This is a genomic window from Mycoplasma zalophidermidis, assembly GCF_018913985.1.
Classification (GTDB): domain Bacteria; phylum Bacillota_I; class Bacilli_A; order Mycoplasmatales; family Metamycoplasmataceae; genus Mycoplasmopsis; species Mycoplasmopsis zalophidermidis.
The window spans coordinates 257,610-276,513 of record NZ_JAHMHK010000001.1; the positions used below are offsets into that span (position 1 = coordinate 257,610).

17 protein-coding genes are annotated in these 18,904 nt (G+C 30.1%); 11 read left to right on the plus strand and 6 right to left on the minus strand.

Translation table 4 applies throughout. From position 1 onward, the window contains the following. Nucleotides 1-7 precede the first annotated feature (7 nt). On the plus strand, nt 8-613 hold the full coding sequence (gene nusG / locus KQ878_RS01080; protein WP_216505278.1) for a transcription termination/antitermination protein NusG: 606 nt from the start codon (nt 8-10) through the stop codon (nt 611-613). Nucleotides 614-656: 43 nt separating this feature from the next. Here nusG and serS read toward each other — a convergent pair whose 3' ends face one another. Continuing rightward, complete coding sequence (gene serS / locus KQ878_RS01085; RefSeq protein ID WP_216505279.1) at nt 657-1,922, minus strand: serine--tRNA ligase; 1,266 nt, start codon at nt 1,920-1,922, stop codon at nt 657-659. A gap of 356 nt (nt 1,923-2,278) precedes the next feature. Here serS and rpmH point away from each other — a divergent pair, with 356 nt between their 5' ends. The 6 genes from rpmH (at nt 2,279) to KQ878_RS01115 (ending at nt 7,339) form a co-directional block, all read left to right on the plus strand. Further along, entirely contained in the window at nt 2,279-2,428 is a 150-nt protein-coding gene (gene rpmH / locus KQ878_RS01090; protein ID WP_171111374.1) for a 50S ribosomal protein L34, read from the plus strand. A gap of 21 nt (nt 2,429-2,449) precedes the next feature. Further along, on the plus strand, nt 2,450-2,776 hold the full coding sequence (gene rnpA, locus KQ878_RS01095; protein ID WP_216567770.1) for a ribonuclease P protein component: 327 nt from the start codon (nt 2,450-2,452) through the stop codon (nt 2,774-2,776). Beyond that, nucleotides 2,766-4,676 (plus strand): membrane protein insertase YidC, encoded by a 1,911-nt coding sequence (gene yidC, locus KQ878_RS04345; protein WP_216567771.1) that lies wholly within the window; start codon nt 2,766-2,768, stop codon nt 4,674-4,676. Before rnpA ends, yidC begins: the two co-directional genes overlap by 11 nt. Nucleotides 4,677-4,778: 102 nt before the next feature. Then, nucleotides 4,779-5,759: a lipoate--protein ligase gene (gene lplA, locus KQ878_RS01105; protein WP_216505282.1), complete on the plus strand. Its 981-nt coding sequence runs from the start codon at nt 4,779-4,781 to the stop codon at nt 5,757-5,759. Between the two features lie 3 nt (nt 5,760-5,762). Then, entirely contained in the window at nt 5,763-6,590 is an 828-nt protein-coding gene (locus KQ878_RS01110) for an alpha/beta fold hydrolase (protein WP_216505283.1), read from the plus strand. Then, nucleotides 6,590-7,339 carry a PQ-loop repeat-containing protein gene (locus KQ878_RS01115; protein ID WP_216505284.1) on the plus strand — a complete coding sequence of 250 codons (750 nt, stop codon included), beginning with the start codon at nt 6,590-6,592 and terminating at the stop codon, nt 7,337-7,339. Before KQ878_RS01110 ends, KQ878_RS01115 begins: the two co-directional genes overlap by 1 nt. 52 nt (nt 7,340-7,391) lie before the next feature. Here the strand turns inward: KQ878_RS01115 and KQ878_RS01120 are convergent, their stop codons facing one another. The 4 genes from KQ878_RS01120 to dnaA all read right to left on the minus strand — a co-directional run bounded on the left by KQ878_RS01120 (nt 7,392) and on the right by dnaA (nt 11,679). Then, nucleotides 7,392-8,726, minus strand: a complete 1,335-nt coding sequence (locus KQ878_RS01120; RefSeq protein WP_373422570.1) for an IdeS/Mac family cysteine endopeptidase — start codon at nt 8,724-8,726, stop codon at nt 7,392-7,394. 84 nt (nt 8,727-8,810) lie between these two features. Then, complete coding sequence (locus KQ878_RS01125) at nt 8,811-9,026, minus strand: RNA-binding S4 domain-containing protein (RefSeq protein WP_216505286.1); 216 nt, start codon at nt 9,024-9,026, stop codon at nt 8,811-8,813. 1 nt (nt 9,027) lies between these two features. Further along, nucleotides 9,028-10,134: a DNA polymerase III subunit beta gene (locus KQ878_RS01130; protein WP_216567773.1), complete on the minus strand. Its 1,107-nt coding sequence runs from the start codon at nt 10,132-10,134 to the stop codon at nt 9,028-9,030. A gap of 129 nt (nt 10,135-10,263) precedes the next feature. Further along, nucleotides 10,264-11,679, minus strand: coding sequence for a chromosomal replication initiator protein DnaA (gene dnaA, locus KQ878_RS01135; RefSeq protein ID WP_216505288.1), 1,416 nt, complete (start codon nt 11,677-11,679; stop codon nt 10,264-10,266). 266 nt (nt 11,680-11,945) lie between these two features. On the opposite strand from dnaA, the gene KQ878_RS04350 reads away from it, so the two are divergent. From KQ878_RS04350 to ftsH, 4 genes are read left to right on the plus strand one after another with little or no spacing between them, the layout of a single operon-like run. Continuing rightward, on the plus strand, nt 11,946-14,108 hold the full coding sequence (locus KQ878_RS04350; RefSeq protein WP_216505289.1) for an ATP-dependent DNA helicase: 2,163 nt from the start codon (nt 11,946-11,948) through the stop codon (nt 14,106-14,108). Beyond that, nucleotides 14,108-14,665 carry an aminoacyl-tRNA hydrolase gene (pth, locus tag KQ878_RS01145; protein ID WP_216505290.1) on the plus strand — a complete coding sequence of 186 codons (558 nt, stop codon included), beginning with the start codon at nt 14,108-14,110 and terminating at the stop codon, nt 14,663-14,665. Before KQ878_RS04350 ends, pth begins: the two co-directional genes overlap by 1 nt. Continuing rightward, nucleotides 14,649-15,536: a tRNA lysidine(34) synthetase TilS gene (gene tilS, locus KQ878_RS01150; protein ID WP_216505291.1), complete on the plus strand. Its 888-nt coding sequence runs from the start codon at nt 14,649-14,651 to the stop codon at nt 15,534-15,536. The genes pth and tilS overlap by 17 nt, the downstream gene beginning before the upstream one ends. Nucleotides 15,537-15,578: 42 nt before the next feature. Further along, a complete protein-coding gene (gene ftsH / locus KQ878_RS01155) occupies nt 15,579-17,645 on the plus strand; it encodes an ATP-dependent zinc metalloprotease FtsH (RefSeq protein WP_216567774.1) in 2,067 nt (688 codons plus the stop codon). Between the two features lie 50 nt (nt 17,646-17,695). Here the strand turns inward: ftsH and KQ878_RS01160 are convergent, their stop codons facing one another. Further along, nucleotides 17,696-18,889 (minus strand): AEC family transporter, encoded by a 1,194-nt coding sequence (locus tag KQ878_RS01160; RefSeq protein WP_216567775.1) that lies wholly within the window; start codon nt 18,887-18,889, stop codon nt 17,696-17,698. Nucleotides 18,890-18,904 lie beyond the last annotated feature (15 nt).

The window sequence follows — 18,904 nt, forward strand, 5'->3', positions numbered from 1 at the left end:
AGAAAATATGGAAGAAAAAAAATTTTTATGATACATGATCAGCACAGTATCTGGTAAAGAGGATTTGGTTGTTGAATCATTAAGAAATAGAATAATTAGTGAACAAGTCGACGACTGTTTCAACAACGAAGCTACAGAAGATGGTGCATTTAAAATCTTCAAAAAACCTAGCCTTACAGCCAAAGAGGCGGAAAAGAAACTTAACGGAGAACCTTATACAGTCAAAATGATCAACATGTACAGTGGTTATATTTTTATTAATATGTATATGAGTGATAAAGCTTGATTTGTTATCCGTAACACACAGTATGTAACAGGTTTAATCGGTTCATCTGGTAAAGGGGCAAAACCAACACCAGTAACAAGTCGTGAAATAAGAAAATGTTTTAAATCCGAAGAAAAAATGTTGAAAGATTTCTACGAAGGAAAGCTTGAAACAAAATTTTCTGTCGGCGAAATTGTAGAAATCATTGATGGGCCATTTAAAGGTCAAAGTGGTAAAGTTATTGAAGCAAGCGACACTAAAAAAATGGTTTCCGTTGAAGTTGAATATTTCGGAAGAAATGTTCCTACTGATTTCGACTATGATGTAATTAAAAGTCAAGAGAAATAATAATGCAAAAAAACATAATCGCCCGATTATGTTTTTTAAATCATTATTTGATAATTTCCGTCCCCATATATGGAACAAGTTTTTTAGGGACTGTTATAGTTCCGTCTGCGTTTTGATAATTTTCTAAAATAGAAGCTACAAGTCTATCAATAGCTAAACCAGAACCGTTCATAGTGTGTGCATATTGATTTGTGCCGTTTTCATCTTTGTATCTTATCATTGCTCTTCTTGCTTGAAAATCACCCATATATGAAACTGATGAAATTTCTCTGAATTGAATTTCTGAAGGTAGTCAAACTTCCAAATCAATAGTTTTTCTAGATGAAAAACCTGTGTCACCAGTACATAATAATAACTCTCTATATGGTAATTCTAACAATTCAAGTACTTTTTTTGCTTGCAAAAGCATTTGATCAAATTCTGCAATAGCATCTTTACCATTTGTGATTTTAACCAATTCAACTTTTTTAAATTGGTGCAATCTTATTATCCCCTTAGTGTCTTTACCGCCACTGCCCGCTTCAGATCTAAAACATTCAGTAAACGCCGTATAACGATGAGGTACTGATAAATCGACTATTTCATTATTCAATAAGTTTGTTAATGTAACCTCTGCTGTTGGTATTAAATATCAATCATTACCATCTACCGAGAATAAATCTTCTTTAAATTTAGGTAACTGCCCAGTTCCAAAAAGTATATTAGGCTTAGTAATTACAGGGGTTGAGAATTCAGTATAACCATCAGAGGTGTGAAGGTCAAGTAAAAAGTTTTGAATTGCTCTCGTTAATCTTGCTCCTAATCCTTTGTAAACAACAAATCTGGTACCAGAAAGTTTTACGCCACGTTCAAAATCAATAATGTCCAAGTCTTTAGCAATCTCATAATGTGGTTTTGCTTTAGCTACCAAACCTCTACCTAATTTATCGTGCGTAGCCAAAACAATATTTTGTTTGTCAGTTTCTCCAAAAGGGACCTCATCTAAACAAATATTGGGTATTGTTCACAATAATTCGTTTGTTTTTTGGTCGATTTCGTTAGCTTTTGCCTCAAGTTTGTTTTGTTCTGCTTTAATTTTCGCAGCTTCTTTCCTCAATTCATCTAATTTATTTTTATCATTTTTAGCTTCAGCAAATTCTTTACTAAATTTACTCAATTCTGCTTTTTTAGATTGAGATTGGTGCATTAACTTACCGCGTTTATCTAACAATACTATTAGTTCGTCATAAATTTCAATATTAAAATTACGCTTTTGCAATGCTTCACGTACTTTCATCTTATTTTCTTGAATATACTTTATGTTCAACATGTTAACTCCTAATTTAAGTATTAATTGTCTAATTATACCACTAATTAAATGGCAAATATTACTCACTATTAATTCCATATTAAAAATACTTTATTCATATATGTTTTACTCTTTATTTGAAACACCTATTTCAATTGTAAATCGTGTGTTTTCGTTAAAAAAACAGCTTTTATTTCACTTAATAAATAACCTAATATTATTGTTAATAAATTGTGGATAAACAATAAATTAGCAGTGCATATTATCTGTCAAGTAGTTTTTTTCTATTTTTTTTTGTTCAGTTGTATATAATAGAAAAGCGTTTTATTAATATATATTTATATATGATAGAACATTTAAACACACAGGAGGTTACAATGAGTTTAAGAACATACCAACCAAACAAAAGAAAACACGTTAAAACACATGGTTTTCGCGCAAGAATGGCTACAGCTAACGGACGTAAAGTTTTAGCCGCTAGAAGAGCTAAAGGTAGAGCTAGATTAACTGTATCGGACAATAACTAATTTATCTATTTAGGTTTTAAAATGAAAAAAGAATTTAGATTACAAAAGAGTTGAGAATTTGACAATGTCATCAAAGGTAAAAAGCAAATTATTAACAAATATTTAATAATTTACTATCAACCAGCCAATGACTTTAAAGTGGGAATTACTATTCCTAAGAAATTCTGCAATGCAGTATATAGAAACTTCTATAAGCGTCAATTAAAATCAGTAATTCATTCTTTGGGATTATATGATTGAAAGTATCACTTTGTTGTTATCTTACGTAAAGAATTTTTAAACCAAAAATATCAAACAAAATTAGAAACAACCGAAAGGTTATTTAAAAAAATAAATCATGAGAGATAGATCAAATAACTTTGATTTCTTCAAAGGCAAGAATAACAATCAAGGACCAAGCAAAAAGAAAGCAGTCTGAAAGAAAGTTTGACTTGTAATTAAAATCATCTTATACGTATTGTTGTTTGCATTAACCTTAACAGGTTGCATTCAAACTATGGTTATTAAAAGTTCAAATTATACAGGTGCTGGTACTGAATTTTATGATTCACAAGCTAAAATATCACCAACAGTTTCGACTTTTATCAAAAAAACCGCAAAAAATGACACCAACAATATGAAAACCGGAGAATACTATGAAATCACTTATTCTCCAGAGTCTAACTACCACTTGGCTTACAAAAACTACAGCGATGTTATCGAATCACTAAGAAAACAAGCAGTACAAGATGGCGGTAAATATGGTGAAAATGGGGAATTTTCTTCATCAATCAGATATGTTGATGAAAATTTAAATGAAACGCCTATTGTTACCGGTGAGACACCAAATAGATATCTATACATCAACAGTACCGCTAAAAATTATCAATCTATTTACAAAAATTGAACAAGCTTTAAATATTTAGATACCGATTTTTCTTTAAAGGCAATCATTGGTGAAAAACAAGAAGATGGATTATATCTAATTAATAATAAATCTTTAGCAATATACCACCCCGAAAATAAAAAACTAGTAGTTAAGAAAGCTTCGTTATTTACCGTATATAATGACCAAGAAGGATACCAAAACCTTCCATTCCAAAAATATGGACGTGATGTTTTGGAATTCTTATACCGTAATACTTTTGTAAACAACAAATACTATGATGATGCGTTTAATGGCAAAACATATGCTGAATTTATGCAATCTATTATTGATGGCAAAAAGACCACTCTAACTAAAAAAGAATATGTGGCTCTTACAAGATACCATAAAGTAATGGACTCATATTTAGATGCTACATTACTAAAACACACAAACACCAAATTACCATTAATTGATAAATTCGGTGTACAACTTTATGATGAAAATGGTCAAAAGAAAATTTCTAGTTTGAGTACGCCTGAATCTGTGATTGGCGCACCTTCGTATGCAGTTAAAAACACAATTCCATATGCTGCAGCTGAACCACAAATTTCTTTCTACTCATTTAAATCGACTTTAAGCTATGGTCCTTTCTTTTCATTTGTAATCTGGCCAATAGCCTGACTAACATTCTCTGTTAGAACCCCATTGCCTGACGCTCATGGGTGAAGTACATTCCTAGTGCTTTTAATTGCAGTTATTATCACACGTTTAATAGTTTTAGCAATTACATGAAAAGCAACAATGTCACAATCAATTCAAGAAGAATTACGTGTACGTAAAGCTAAAATTGATGCAAAATATGCCGAATTCAAAGGCAATAAAGAAATGAAAATGAGACAACAACAAGAAATATCAGAATTGTACAAGAAAAATGGCGTAAGCCCAATGGATGCAATATTATCTATGGTTATTTCATTCCCTATTTTTATTGCTATGTGACGTGTAATTCAGTCAGTGCCCGAGCTAAAATCAACACAATTTCTAGGTTTTGACTTTGCTGCAGTTTCATATAAGAGACTGTTCGCAGGTGAATATCTATATCTAATATTATTAATACTAACTGCCGGGACACAATTTATGTCAATGTTTGTTCCAAGGTTGTTAAACAAAAGAAAAACAAAACATTTAAGCATCGAACAACGAGCTGCGATGAAAAAAAGCGATAAAATGCAATGAATAATGATGGTTGTGTTTGTATTCATTACCTTAATCTTCACTGCTGGTGTTCAAATTTATTGATTCTTAACTAGTGCTTGGTCAATACTCCAAGCTGTTGCAATTCATTTCTTCAAGAAATCGAATTTCTATAAAAAAAGATACAATAAAAAAATAATTGCTTAAAAAACAAGCGTTTCAAATGCTTGTTTTTTTCTTAAATACTTAATTATCAGCACAAAACATTAAAAAATAGGTGGTAAAATTTACTTATAGAAAAGAGGAAAAATGAAAATTTATAGAATTAAAGAAACTAGTCCTTACATCACATTGCCTTTAGAAAATATTATTCTTAACGATCCTGATGTAACTGGAGATGTATTAATACTTTATCAACACGATAATGCGATAATAATCGGAAATAACCAAAATGCACACGAAGAAATTAATAGACAATATGTTATTGACAATAACATTAAATTAGCACGTCGTAAATCGGGTGGTGGCGCTGTTTACCACGATATGGGTAATATCAACTTTAGCTTTATTACTGATTACAATAATCAAGGTGGCTACGAACGTTTTTTAGCACCAATTATTGACTTTTTGAAATCGCTCGGTTTAAATGCTGAATTCCACGGTAGAAATGATGTTCATGTTAATGGTTGCAAAATAAGTGGAAACGCCCAATATTTAAGTAAAAATAGAATTGTGAGCCACGGAACAATACTTTACAATGTAGATTTGACTAAACTTTCAAATGCTCTAAACCCAGCTAGAATCAAATACGAGTCAAAAGGTATTCAATCAGTTCGAGCGCGTGTCACAAATGTTTATGATGAACTACAAGAAAAAATGGATGTTGAAACTTTCATAACTAAGTTAATTGATTATTTTGTTAAAAATTCTGGAGGTATTTTAATGGATATCCCTTATGATAAATACCAAAAACAATTAGATGAAATGTATGAAAAAGTAAGTTCAGAAGACTGAATTTTTAACAAAGCTGCTACTTTTACCTTTAGAAGCGGTAACAAATTTAAAGGCGGTATTGTAACCATTAAAGGAAATATCGAAAAAGGAATCATTAAAGAATTAAGATTCGAAGGTGATTTCTTGAGTAAAAAAGATATTCATGAGATTGAACCAAAATTCAATAATTTACCGCTAAAAGAAGAAGCAATAAGAAAAGTCTTTAACGAAATTGAATTTCAAGAGTACTTTGGCACCATAACTCCAGACGAAGTTATAAAACTAATCTTAGGATAAATAATGATTAGAAAATTTATTGAACTAGATAATGAAACAATTTCTTATTTAGTTGATGAAGAATTAACCAACATAGTTGTTTTATTTCTTCATGGTTTTGGAGATGAAGCACAGCGTGCTTTATCTCTTTTTAAAATTAAAAACAGAATGTACTCAATTATTGCTCCCGATATGCCCGGATGTGGTCAATCAACTAATAACATAGAAACACCAACTATGGAGTACTATTGCGAAATAGTACAAGAATTTATTGAAAAAACATTGAAAAATAAACACATTTACGTTGTCGCCCATTCATTAGGAACAGCGGCCGGTCTTTATAACGCAACTTTTAATGAAAATATAAAATTAGTTTTTGGTGTAACACCATTAATGCCTAGAGATGAGTCTCGAGAGTCAATAAAAATCAGATCTAAATGAATGCTTCCCTCTACTCCTAAAGAACTTTATGAATCACAATTAAACCTATTTTCTGAGTATGATGATACATGGATTAAAACCGAATCTGTTAAGCAAAAAATCCTCCAAACACCTCCTGAATTCTATATTGAACGAAAAAAAAGATTTACTGTTTTAGCTAACGAAATATTTGAAACTAGCAAAATTAAGAAGATTTACGAGAATTTTTATAATAAAAAATCAAATTTTATTGCAATTATCAGTAGAAATGACCATTATTTCGATTTTTCTAGGGCAGAAAAATATATAAATCTATATAATATTAACACGTATGAACTAAACGACTCCGGTCACGCTATGTTCTACAAAAATACGGACAAAATACACAAATATATCAATAATTTTATTATAAAGAAAGAAGGATTTTATTAATGGATCAAAACACAGTTTTAGGGTTTTTAAACCTGACTAGTGCAAAACCAATTTCAGCCTGATTCACATGGCTGTTTGGCATGACATCGCTAATTTTTACCGTCCTTATTGGGCTTCCTCAATTAATTCACTTAATTAAAACTAAGAAAACTAGTCCAGAGGTTAAATATTACTCATTCTGATTATTCTTTTCAGGAATTGTCGGGTGAATGATTTTAGGTTCTTGAGATGTAACGAACCCAAAAATGTTAGCCACAGCATATTCTAATATGGCTGCATCATATATATTCTCACTAACTTTATTCTTTTTATATTTATACTCTCCAGACAAGTCGAGAAGAAAACATGCTTGATTAGTGTTAGTTATTTCAATGGCGATTGCTATCGCATCAACTGTCTTATCATTATTCGGAATAATCCAAGATAGACACATGAATCCAAAACTAATGGTTGTTGCCGTTACGATATTTCCAATGTTGACAACATTTAGCTTTTTACCAAGTGTAATTAGATCATTTGAAAACAGAAAATTTGATGGTATGTCAGTTCCAATGTTAATTTGCATGGTATGCGTTAACTTCTTCTGATTATTATACTGAGTAACTCTAGCTATTAATAGAGGCGACTTAGATTCGAATATATTATCTGCAATGATGTGACAAACAATATCATTCTTGATTTACTTCTCACAATTTATGCTGGTTGTTATTTCACATTTTAAAAGTAAAAAAATAAAAGGGACTGTTTAGTTACAAATAAAAACATCTTTTTAAGCGAAGATGTTTTTATTTGTATTTAACATTAATTAACTTTTTTGAAAAAATCTTTTCAATAACTGTTTCCGTCTTGAATAGAGTATATATGTCAAATATCAACACCTTTTCCTTCTTCAGTATGACCACTTAATTTTGCATTACCGGAAGAATAATCAATTCTTAATCTGGTCATTCCAACTCTTTCGTATTCACCGTCTTTTGATACTCTCATCTTATCGTCTTTATTATCAGAATCGCTAATGTAAACAGCCAGAACATTGCCATCGTTATCGAAATCAGCACCTCAAATTGTAACTATGTGTCCCTTATTACCCGAACCAAATGAAATAGCTAATGCCCGGCCTTGCTTAATTCAACTTCTTATGTTCATTGATAGTGCTTCTTTCGAGCCAGATCTAACAAACGAAGTTAGGGTATGATATTTGAACACATCTTTAAAAAATCCTCTTGAGTCAGCAGGATTATAATTATTTTCATTATTAAAATAATAGTTATCAGAAATATATTTATAGCCATTTATAAACATATCTATTAATTTATTTGGAAATAACGTTTTATTTGGAAATAACTCAACGAAATAGTCAAAAATTCTACTTCTGTCATAGTAATTATTTTCATCTGGGAAGTTCACTTTAATATCTTTTAGTTTTTTTGTGATATCTCCCACTTTAATCACTGCTTTATCAGGAAATTCCTTGATATATCTATTTACATATTCTTGGTTTCTATCTAATCATCAGTGCAATCAATTTGTTGCAACAACAGCCGAACATAATGACCAATCTCCATTCTCTAAACGTTTATTTATATCGTATCAGCCTTCATTTTTAGAGTTTTTTAGTGAATATTCATAAATTTTTAATGACGGATCATTTTGTTTTCTGAAATTTTCAACATTTATATTAACACCATTAACCCATAGTGTTTCAGTAACCTTATTTCTTAAAGAAGGAATAATTTTGCTTGTATCTGCTTGAAATTTTGGTTCATTATCGTTTTTAATCAAATTATTATTTTTTATATCTTTGTCATTGTCGGTATTATTTTTATTAGTAGTTTTGATACCATTCTCCGATTTTAAGTTATTTTCAATAATGCTGGTATTTTTATTTATTGTAGAACTGTTCTCATTGACTGCTTCGCTTTTAGAATTTTTGATGTTTCTTTTTTCTGCTTCCGTTTGAACTAAACCGCTTTCTTTTTCTTGTTTTGAGTTCTTTGAAATTTTTATATTTAATTTTGTTTCGTGATTATCTTTTTTTGTCGAAGAGATGAAACTAGGATAGGAAACGAAGAGAAGGTTAATAATAAAGGTACTATTTTTTTTATTTTCATATGAACTATTGTACCAAAGAATTATCTTTTAAACTCAAATAGCGATATTTGAGTTTAATTTATTTATATGCATAAAAAAACTTCGATTTTGTACGAAGTTTAATTAAATTTATTTTTCTTTAATGTAATAAACTAAATTATTGACTCAAACTACATCACCAATAAAAACTTTTGTGTTCCGCCCTATCGGAGTTTTATCATTGATTTTTACTCGATTGTTTGTTAAATAATATTTAGCTTGACCTCCAGTATCAACCAAACCAACTTTCTTTAACAATTGGCCAATTGTTATAAAACCTTCATTTATAAAAACTATATTATTCATTTTATCTTCTTAATGGAGTAATCAATTGTTTTGAACTTACATTTGAAGGGGAAAGAATTAGAATTTTTTTAACTTGATCGTCAATTAAAATAGAGATATCATCTTCAAAAACTGAAATAGCGTCCTTTAGGAAATTAAAATTTAAATCAAATTCAACAGTTTTGCCTTCAAATTTAAAATTTTGTGTTTTTGCTACTGAGCTTCCAATTTCAGCAATATTATTTATTAATGTTAAATTATTGTTTGTCAATGATACTTCAATTCTATTTTGTTTATCTCCGTTACTTAGTCACACCTTATTCAATAATTCATTTAATTCTGCTTTTGAAATTTGTAAATTGTATTTAATATTCATATCAGCTAAAATTGGTTCAGTATCTCTAAATGGAACTGATACAATACGCGAAATAATAATTGTATTATCATACTTAATACCAACTTTTATATCGTTGTAGAAAAAAGTTATTTTTTTAGGTGCATCTGAAGGAATTAAATCTTTTAAATCTTTAGCATTTACTGAAATGTCAATATTTTCTTCTAGAGGTGTATTTGTTTTCATTTGATAAAGAGCCAATCTATAAGAGTCAGTCGCTGTAAAGTTAATACAATTATTTTTATAACGCATATTTATACATCTATAGATTAAGTTATTATCTGCACTCGATGCATGAATGACATTTTTAATTGCTTTTTTAAATTCATTTGTATCTAATTCAAATTGTTTTGTGTTGATTAAATTATCAATTACGGGAAATTGATTCGATTGTAGTGTTGAAAGTTGATACCTTGAATTTCCTTCAATTATTTCTAATAAAGCGTTTGGTGTTTGCTGTATAGTGATTTCCCCAGATAATTTTTTGATAATTGTTTTAAAAATGTTGGCTTGAATTAAAAATTCACCAGTTTGCTCTACTTTAATTAGTACATCGTCTACAGGCAGCTTTTTAACAATACTTGTTGCATCATTAGCTGCTTTTAAAGTGATAAATTCGTTGTCGACAATTATCATAATTCCTCTGAAACTATAAAAAGTACTAATTGGGTCAACGTATTTTGAAACAATTTCAATCGAATCATCGAGAATTTTTTTGTTTATATGTAATTTCATGATTCCTCCTTAAAAGTAAATATGATTAATATATTTTGTTGTTTTGTTGATAACAATTAAAAACAAAAATTTAATGTTATTTTTCAATTGTTTTTATGGTTTTTGGTTGATTTTGTTATGTTGATAACTTTAGGTTAACTTGTATATTTCTTCAGAAATAGCCGAAATAGCTCTGTTATACGATTGATCCGCTTCTTCGCATCCGCGTTCAATCTTCTTGATAGCGTTTATTATTGTTGAGTGATCTCTATTTCCGAATAATTGACCGATTTTTTCTAGTGGCAAACCCATTTCTTCTCTAATAATGAATATTGCTATATGTCTCGCCATAACAACATCACGCTGTCTACCTTTTCCTAAAATCTCTTTTTTAGAGACTTTGTAGTATTTTGCAACATATTCAATCACGGATTCAGGGGTAACAGATTCTTTATTTAGGGTCATTGATGAAAGTATTCTATTTACGACAACGAGCGAATATTTAGCATTGGCTTTACTTGCGATTTCTTTGTCATAAAAACTTAGTCTTGTAATTGCTCCTAATAAATTTCTTATTGAATTTTGGAAATTTCGAGCTATAAACTGTTTTGCTTCTAATTCTCAATTATTAGGATGCATATTCTTTATCTTTATAAAATAGTTAAGAACTTTTATAAGGTCATCTTGTCTCGGTTGTTTTATTTCTAATTGTAATCCCATTGTTAATCTGGTTATTAATCTGTGATCAAACATCGAATTTAATGCAGTAATTGATTTATCAGAAGTAAAAATTGTTAAATTATTATTATTTATTCTGCTATCTAATATTTGATTTATAACATGCAATGTAGATTTTTTGTTTCCTTGCCCATAATTTTGAAAATCGTCAAACATAACAACATCTGCATTTATTAAAGAATCAACTCTTTCTTTAATTTTAGATTGATTATTTTCTTGAAGTAACAATGAAATATCTGTAACGAAATCACCGGGGTTAATATACTGTACTGACCTACCTAATTTGACTAATTCATTACCAATTGCGTGTAATAAGTGGGTTTTACCCAATCCTGATTTAGAAAAAATAAACACAGGATTATATTCTTGACCCCCATCAGCAATATATCTTCCAATTCTGATTGCTTCTTTATTAAACTCACCTTCAACATAAGTATCAAATGTTAAATCATTTTTAAACACGGAAACATTTTTCTTTAATGTTTTTGTAATGTTTTTTTGAATTTGTTTTACTTTAGTATCCTGATTTAAATCAATTTGTTTAGTGCTTTCAGCAGTACTGATAAAAGTGTAAGTACAAGGATGTCCAAGAGTCTCCTCAAGTGCTTTGCTAACTTTATCGTTCATGCTTGCTCTTATGATGTTCATACTATCTTTACTTAAGTTTGATTCTATAGTAACATGATAATCAGAGTTAATTTTAGTTATTTTTAAAGGCAGAAAAAAATTTTTATACAACATTTTATCCGTAACTTCCAACATTAAGCAGTGTAAAAAAGTCTCAGTTAAAGCTAACAATTTGTTTTTTTCAATTTCTTGTTTCCTCATAAATCTCCTAATTAATAATTAAATCATAATTTAACTTATATTATAAGACAGTTAAATTGTTAAATAAACAAGTTATCCATAAGTTATTAACAATGTTATCAACAACTTATTACTCTTATTTAAAGTCTTAAAAGTTAAAATTAACAACTTATTTACACAGTATTTTAAAAATGTGTATAACTTGTTTGTGAAACTGGTTATCTTAGCCCAATTTCACCAAAAACAAAAACCTTAAAATAAATAGATAATTCAATATAATGTAATATATGAATGACATTTACAGTAAAAAGACATACACACAACATAAATTATTCAGAGCTCGTGGAAGATTTTTGAAAGTTTTAAGTGGCGGCGAGAAAGTAGATTGAAAATATACATTAGCGATTTTTGAAACTGATAATCGTGAAAATTTTTCAATTTTTATTACCGATAAAAAAATCAAATTACTATCTTTTTACGATATAGAGTATACAAATAACACAAACAGTAAGTATAATTCCAAAAAATTAATATCTCTAGCAATCAGTAAACCAAAAAATGATGAAGAGTTCGAAAGAGTATTAATTAACACGGTAAAAGGGGTTGGTAAAAGAACAATAGAAATTCTTAAAGAAAAGTTTGGTGACGATTGAGCCAAAAAATTCAAACAAGAACCTATGGTGTTTGAAGGTTTGGTTTCACCAAAACTTTTCAAATCTCTTAAAGAGTTTTTTGTTAGTTATGATGATGAGACATATAGTTTTTTTGTAAATAACGGACTTGAACGCCTTTATGATGTTCTTAAAATTGAATTTGGAGAAGAAGAGTTACTAAAAAAACTCAAGGAGATAAATCCCTACTCTTTGGTGTATGATTTTGATTACAAGTTTGAAATTATTGATAAATTAGGAATTTGTATGGACTTAGACGAGTCCGATAAAAGACTTTATGCTTTGATATATTACAACATAACGAAATTGATGAATAATAATTCAACATTAGTAGATTTTATTGAGCTATACGACGCTATTAAAAAAGACCGTAAAAGCTATTCAGAAATAATGGTTATTGAAGCTATACAAAAATTAGTGAACGAATCAATTTTGTTTTTTGATACAGTCCAAAATAGAATTTCAACTGCTAAAATGTTAATTAAAGAAAAATATATTGCTGACGAATTATTGAGATTAAATAGATATAAAAACAATAATTCTGTTACTCAAACTTCGTGTGTTTTATCACCGTTACAACAAGAAGCATTTAATAATGGAGTTAATAAAAAAGTATCTGTGATTTCAGGATTTCCGGGAACAGGTAAATCTTATGTAATTAAATATTTAATTGATTATTTTGTTGATAATAAAATATATAAAAAATCTGAAATTGCTGTTGTTGCACCGACAGGTCGAGCTTCAACAAATCTAAAAAATAAGCTAGATGTCGATGCGAAAACAATTCACTCTTTATTCAGAATTGCGCAAGAGCCATTTAAAAACATACAATTAGCAAGCTACACCGATTTAGATCATAAGGTTTTAATTGTTGATGAATTTTCAATGGTTACAGTTGATTTATTATTTATAATTCTCAACAATTTACCTAGACTTGAAAAAATCATCTTTGTTGGCGATGCCGATCAATTGCCTTGTATTGGTCCAGGGAACATGCTTGAAGACATAGTTAAATCTGGCAAAATAGCAACAACTATTCTTACAGATATATTTAGAACCGACAAAAAAGAAATTTGTGATCATTTTTTATCAATAAAAAATAAAAAAACACCTTCTTTAAAAACCGAATCAATTAAATGACATGAAATAAGTGAGGCAGAATTTACTGAAAAAATTGTTGAACAATACCAGCTTTCTGTTGAAAAGTATGGAATCGAAAATGTAGCAGTATTGATACCAATTCATAAAAGCGAAGTGGGTATAAAGGCAGTAAATGATATACTTCAACAATGAAATCTATTGAGAAACCAATTGAAAATGAAAAACATTGATTCAATTTCGTACGGCCACGGAGAAACTAGCAGGTTATTTTATGTTGGCGATCGAGTTGTACAATTAGAAAATGATTATGAGTTAGACGCCTATAATGGGGAAATTGGAACTATAACCAAAATTAATGGAAATAGCGAAGTTACAGTTGATTTTGGTTATAAATCAATTACATACTCTAGAGAAGAATTTGGTTCATATGTTTCATTAGGGTATGCGTTATCAATACATAAATTTCAGGGTTCGGAATCTATGTGTGTAATTATGCCTGTTTTTGACGCTTATGATTGAATGATGACGACTAAACTAATGTATACCGGAACATCAAGAGCAAAAGAAGAATTAATAATCATTGGAAATTTAAATTTTTATATTTGAAAAATAAAAAATAATAATCGAGATATAAAAGCTTATACTTCGTTCGGTGCTTTTATTGAAAAAGGAGAATAATGAAACTTATAGTTGGGTTAGGAAATATTGGGCAAGAATATAAATTTACACGCCATAATGCAGGCTTTTTAGTTATTGACAAAATATCTGAAAAAACTGGGATTAAGCTTAATAAAGACAAATTCAATGGTAAATTTGGAATTGGAGATGATTTTATTATTGCTAAACCTTCAACCTATATGAATCGTTCTGGGGAATTTATTCAGTCAATTTGCCACTTTTATAAAATTTCACCATCAGATGTAATGATAATTTACGATGAAAAAGATTTTAACTTAGGCCAAGCCTCAATAAAAATTGGTGGTTCAAGTGCGGGACATAACGGGGTGCAAAATGTAATCGATAATTTAATTTCTAACGACTTTAAAAGATTAAGAATTGGTATCGGTCGCGACAAAAATTATGAATTAAAAGACTGAGTTTTAAGTAATTTTAAACCTGATGAAATTGTCATTGTTGAACAAGTTGCTGATGTAGCAGCGGAAGCGGCATTATCGTTTGTATATAACGACATAAAGATTGTTATTGAGAAGTTTAATAGTGAAAACAAAAAATAAAAAATTAATTGCCGTGAGTGGCGGCCCAGATTCCATGTTTCTTTTAAAAAAAAGCATAGATAATTATGGCGCCGAAAATTTAGTTGTGGCTCACATAAACTACAAAACTCGTCCTGAAAGCGATTATGAAACAGAGTTAATTAAAAAATTTTGTGAGTTAAATAAAGTTTCGTTTTTCTTTAAAATTTGCGATTATACACAATGCAAAGGCAATTTCGAAAATTGAGCAAGAACAAAAAGGTATGAATTTTTTAAATCTGTTTATGACAGCGAAAATTGCGATTTACTAATTATGGGTCATCATAAGGATGATTTTTTAGAGACAGCCTTAATGCAAAAAAACTCTAATAGAGATGTGCTGTTTTTTGGTATAAAAGACAAAAATGTCAATTTTGGTATGAATATCTATAGACCTTTTATCAACCGATACTTTAAGGATGAAATACTTCACGAAATTAAGAATTTAGATATTACATATAGCGTTGATTCAACTAATTTATTGCCGGTTTGTGAAAGAAATAAAATTCGTCTCGAGTTACAAAAATACTCACTGGTGGAAAAAAGCGAATTAATTAGTAATTTTTACAAAAAAAATTCTTTTTTAAAGAAAACAGAAGAAAAAATACTTAATGAATTTGAAAGCTGGAAGGATTGTGAATATAGCCAAGATTGTTTTGAATTTTACAAGTATAAAGCACAAATAATCTATAAATTCATTCATGAAAACTTTTGTGCAATTAAACTTTCGAAAAATAAGATTGATTCAATTATTCAGTGATATTTGTCAAAAAACCGCACTTCCGAATACATTTTGAAAGACAATATTAAATTAATCAAAAAAAGAGGTAAATTAACGAATATTTCATATTAGTAATTAATATATAATTGAATTATTCAAACTGAAAGGAGTTTTATGAGAGACAATAAAACAAATCAACCAAAAAGATCGAAATTAACAGCAGTGTTATTAACTATATTAGGAGTTATTGTTGCAGCAGTACTGATATGGATGCTGTGAGAAAAATTCAAACCAACACCTGCAGAGGTTGATATTAATGCTTGACATGCTCATATATCTAAAGCTATAGCTAATACAGGCGATAACACATACATAAGATATGCAAATTGAGATACTTATAATGGACTTGTAAACTATGAATTTGTTGACAATGGAAAAAGTGCATTATACACTGCTAAGATAGGCCGCGAAAACATTGCTCAGTGATTTAGTCAAAATGAAACGATAGGTGCCTTGGCCCAAAATCATGCCGGGTTTGGTCCAGAAACAAAAACCTTTGCTTCATTGTTAAATGCCGCTACACAAGGTTCGGATTTTACAGCAAGCGGCAAAGCGCTTATTTATTCTGGACTGCCATCAAATAAAACATCTATTTTAGAAGTTGTTATTCGTTCAGCGTTACCATTAATTATTTTCATACTTATTGGTTGACTATTTACTAGATCCTTATTTAAAGGTGGTATGGTCGGAATGGCCGGCGAAGATAAAAGTGTAGCCCAAAAAGTTAAAAGTGATAAGAAATTTAAAGACATTGCAGGAAACAAAGAAGCAATTGAAGAAATTTCTGAGATTGTAGATTATTTAAAAGATCCTAAAAAATACGTTAAAGCTGGCGCAAGAATGCCACACGGAATTTTATTAGGTGGTCCTCCAGGAACAGGTAAAACATTGCTTGCTAAAGCGACTGCCGGTGAGGCAAATGTTCCATTCTACTTTATATCTGCATCAAATTTTGTTGAAATGTATGTTGGACTAGGTGCTAAACGTGTTAGAAATGTTGTTGCGGAAGCGCGTAAAAACGCACCAGCAATCATATTCATAGATGAACTTGATGCAATTGGGCGTACAAGAGGTGCTGGTCTAGGCGGTGGACACGATGAACGTGAACAAACATTAAACCAATTACTTGTTGAAATGGATGGTATGACAGAAAATACTGGTTTGTTATTCTTCGCTGCAACAAACCGTACTGATGTCTTAGACCCAGCTTTAATTAGACCAGGACGTTTTGACCGTCAAATTACTGTCGGTTTACCCGATGTTAAAGAAAGAGCTGAAATTCTAGAATTACACGCAAAAGGAAAAAGAATTGCACCAAATGTTAATTTAGCAAAAGTTGCTAAAAGAACTCCAGGATATTCGGGGGCTCAATTAGAAAACGTTATTAATGAAGCAAGTTTATTAGCTGTGCGTTTCAACCATGATGTTATTACATTAGAAGATATTGATGAGGCAATCGACAGAGTTATGTCGGGTCCTGCTAAAAAGAACAGAGTTATATCTGAGAAGGAATTAACAATGGTTGCTTACCACGAAGCTGGTCACGCGGTTGTAGGTATAAAAGTGCCCGGTGGTAATAAAGTTCAAAAAATTACAATTATCCCTAGAGGGCAAGCCGGTGGTTACAATTTAATGACTCCTGAAGAAGAAAAATACAACATGTCCAAACAAGAACTAATTTCAATGATTACTTCATTTATGGGTGGTAGAGCTGCCGAAGAAATAATATATGGAGCAGAAAATATTTCTACAGGTGCCAGTGACGATATTCAAAAAGCAACAAAAATAGCTAGAAAAATGGTTACGGAATGAGGAATGTCTGGTCTTGGACCAATTCAGTACGAAGCGGACGAAGGTTCTCCTTTCTTAGGAAGAGATTATTTAAAATCAGCTACTTTTTCACCTGAAGTTGGACGTGAGATAGATTTAGAAGTTAGAAAAATAGTATTAGAAGCTCAAAAAAGAGCTCATGAAGTTATCAACAATAATAGAGAACTTTTAGAGTTAATTAAAACAGCGCTACTAGATAAAGAAACAATAGTTGCAGAGGAAATTGAATATATAGCAGAACATATGCAACTTCCTCCAAAATCAGAAATCACTCACAACGAAACTATTACAAATCTTTCATTTGACGATTTATTAAATGAAACAAACATATCAGATAATAATTCAGATTAATAATAAAAAACTAAAATAGTCGCACATGCGACTATTTTAGTTTCCAAATATTAAGCAACTAATGCGTTGAAGATTCCATAGCTAGCAACAGTTCAAACTGGTAGAGCAATTAAACTCACCAATGTTGATAGAGATGAAACTTGTGCAGTATATGGTGTATGTTCGTGTTTGAACGCTACAGAGAAAATAATTGTAACTGCAGCAGGAGGACAAGCACCTAAGATAACTAATAATGTACCAGTAGATACTGAAAGTAATTCAAATTTAACGAATGGTAGACAAACTAGTAACATAACAACAGGAATTGTTAATGCTTTTCTAATTGTTGTAATTCAAACTTCTTTATCTTTAGCAGCTTCTTTTAAGTTTGATGTTGCCAATGAACCACCGATTACGATTCATGCTAATGGCGAAATAACACCTACCATTGATTTAATTGGTGTGAAAATCATTGGGATTTGTAAACCGAATGCGTGTCAGAATTGTAGTGTACCGTTTGTGGTATCTGAATATCATTTTCCGGCAGCGTTGAATTTAGGAATTGCTGGAATGAATTGTAATGCTCATAAAATTGCTGAGACATATAGACAAATCATCATTGGGTTGAAAATTGCATTTAAAATAGGTTTAATTTGATTTCTAGAGAATTTTTGTCCCGAGTAAGCCATTTTACAATATGTGAAAGCACCAATCATAAATGGTAAGTTCCATACTTGCAAAAGTGCTGTTGCGCTTTCATTGAAGACAACCTTGTCTAATACTGATACTAAAGGAACAGCAAAGAATTGCAATGATGCATATGATAACATCATTTGTGAAGTTAATAGTTTTTGTGCGTAGCTATTGATTTGCGCTTCTCTGAATTGAGCAGGTGATTGTGATTTATCTGATTGTTCATACATCTTTTCAGCTCGAGCTCTAATTTTTGCTGAAACCAGTCTTGATCTAGGTACTAACTTAATGATTAAGGTACTGTATACCGCAATTAAAATGTAGAATGCGGCAGATAGTCCAATTACAATACCAACTTCTTTAGCGACGTCTGCTTTGGCTGGAGCCATAAACGCAACTATACACAAGAAAGGCAGTGCTCATTGTAGTAAAAATGTTGATATTTTACCGTTAATTTCTTTAGTAAAAATACCTTTTTTAGTTACGAAGAAACCAACAAGAACAAAAAACATTGTTGCTATAACAGCACCATATAAGTTCTGTGATTTTAGTAATTTAACTAAATTTTCCATATTATCCTTTCGTAA